Source organism: Myroides sp. C15-4 (genome assembly GCF_050522745.1).
In the GTDB taxonomy this organism is placed as follows: Bacteria; Bacteroidota; Bacteroidia; order Flavobacteriales; family Flavobacteriaceae; genus Flavobacterium.
This window is the reverse complement of the sequence record NZ_JBMVQX010000084.1, coordinates 1-2021: the sequence shown is the minus strand read 5'-3', so window position 1 is coordinate 2021 and position 2021 is coordinate 1. Positions and strand designations below refer to the sequence as shown.

Below are 2021 nucleotides of genomic sequence, written 5' to 3'. Positions count from 1 at the left end.
ACTTGTTGTAGTTTTTTTTTCATATCAAACTAGTTTAGAAGAACCTTGGAGCGGTTACGCGCTTCAAGCTGTTAGACAAAGTAAAGCGAAGAAAAATCTCATGGGAGCCCGAATTGTAATGCGACAACTTCGTTGTATCGGCATCGTAACTGTAACCGATCATCATCTTGTCATTCACCTGAAAACCAACCAGCCCACTCACAGCGGCATCCCAGCGGTAAGCAGCGCCAAAGGTGAACTTCTCTCTAAACATAAAATTCGCACTCAAATCGACCTGAAGCGGTGCTCCTGCTACCATCTTAACCATTGCCGCTGGTTTTAATTTCCAATTATAATTCAGGTCAAATACATAGCCTCCTGTCGCATACAAATGCATGCGTTGACGAAGGGTATTGACGGCATTGTCATCATAACGCGATTGGGTAAACAAATGCGGAGCAGATAGGCCAACATAGGCCTTCTCGGAATACAAAAACAGACCCACACCGAGATTTGCGCTAAAGGAATTGTCTACGTTATTGGCAACTACAGGATCGCTCTCTTCATAAATACTCAACTTATTGTAATCAACATTCAACAAACCTCCTGAGCCCTTTAATCCAAAAGCGAGTTTATACTCGCTATTCAGATCAATCCCATAGGATAAATCCACGGCTAACGTATTTTCATCCATTGCACCCAAACGATCGTTGGTAAAGTTCACTCCCAAGCCCAAGCCTGAGCGGCCCAGTGGGGTATCCACAGCTAAGGTGGCTGTTTTAGGGGCGCCATCCAATCCCACCCATTGGGTACGATACAACCCAAAAATGTTTAATCCCTGTTCACTACCCGCATAAGCGGGATTAATACGGGTATGGTTGTACATATAGTTGGTGTATTGCGGATCTTGTTGGGCATGCGTTTTGCTGGGGATACAACCTAGTAAAACCAAGCTGACCCCTATAGATATCTTCTTTTTTTTCACGATGATCTAGGTTTTAATTCGTCTCTAAATGCAGGTATCCTGACTTCTTAATCGTACGAGATCCATGTTTGTCGCTCTTCTCATACGTCAGGATATAATAATACGTACCAGTAGGTAGCTTCTCGTTCTTTTTAATCGTTGCACGACCGTCCGAATATCCTCTAAACACACGGTCTGAACTGCCATAATGATCGGCTTCATACACCCTTACACCCCAACGGTTGTAAATCTCTACCCGATTGTTCGGATAGCGGTGGAGGTTGTCGATCAAGAAATAATCGTTCTTCCCATCCCCATTAGGTGTCACTAAGTTGTACACCACTAAATCCTTATCAGCCAAGCGAACGTCGACCTTGGCTAAAGTAAAATAACCATAGCCACGTAAATGAGCTGGAGTTGTCACTTCTTTGGTATCGACAGAAACAATCCCCCCTTCATCGACCCACTGCTCTTCTTGCTCATCCCAACGCACAATGTGTAGTTGTTCTTCGGAGTTTTCTATTAGTTCTGCTAAGCTTGTACGTTCATCCCAACTCAACGTCAACATAATATTTCCACTGCTATTGCTCGGTTTTTCTACCTTCCAATATTCCTGGGTATTGAGCAATAAAATCGAAGTACTTGTGGCACTATGACTGCGGAAAAATTGGTGATCCCCTAACACATACTTACTTTGATAGATTTCTTTCTCATTGGGTGGAGATGAAATACGCGCCGGACGATATATTCCTTGATCTCCAATGGGAAAGACAAAGGCTTCTTTGCCTATCTTTTCTACATACCCTTCGGCATGACTAGCATCATGCACATTAAGCCCTTTGGCTCCCGAATGAAAGGTAAGCATCCCTTGGAGTGAATCCACCTGCATAATCCCATCCTGAAAATCAACACTTCCTTTGACATTCATCTCATTTTTTAAATCAAACGCCATTACGGGTGTCGAATTATTCAAAGTAACGCGATAAAACTCAGAAGGCTTTTCTCCTGATATCAGCTGAGGTCCTGTTTGATTTTCATAGGAGGTGAAAATTGCTTGTGCTGTTGTGGCACCTGTGCT

2 protein-coding genes are annotated in these 2021 nt (G+C 43.3%); both read right to left on the bottom strand.

The features are described from left to right. Positions 1-34 precede the first annotated feature (34 nt). Complete coding sequence (locus ACPDHL_RS16160) at positions 35-970, bottom strand: PorP/SprF family type IX secretion system membrane protein (protein WP_430533730.1); 936 nt, start codon at positions 968-970, stop codon at positions 35-37. A 7-nt stretch (positions 971-977) separates the two neighbouring features. Beyond that, positions 978-2021: gliding motility-associated C-terminal domain-containing protein (locus ACPDHL_RS16155; RefSeq protein WP_430533729.1), on the bottom strand; the 1044-nt coding region annotated here is incomplete at its 5' end.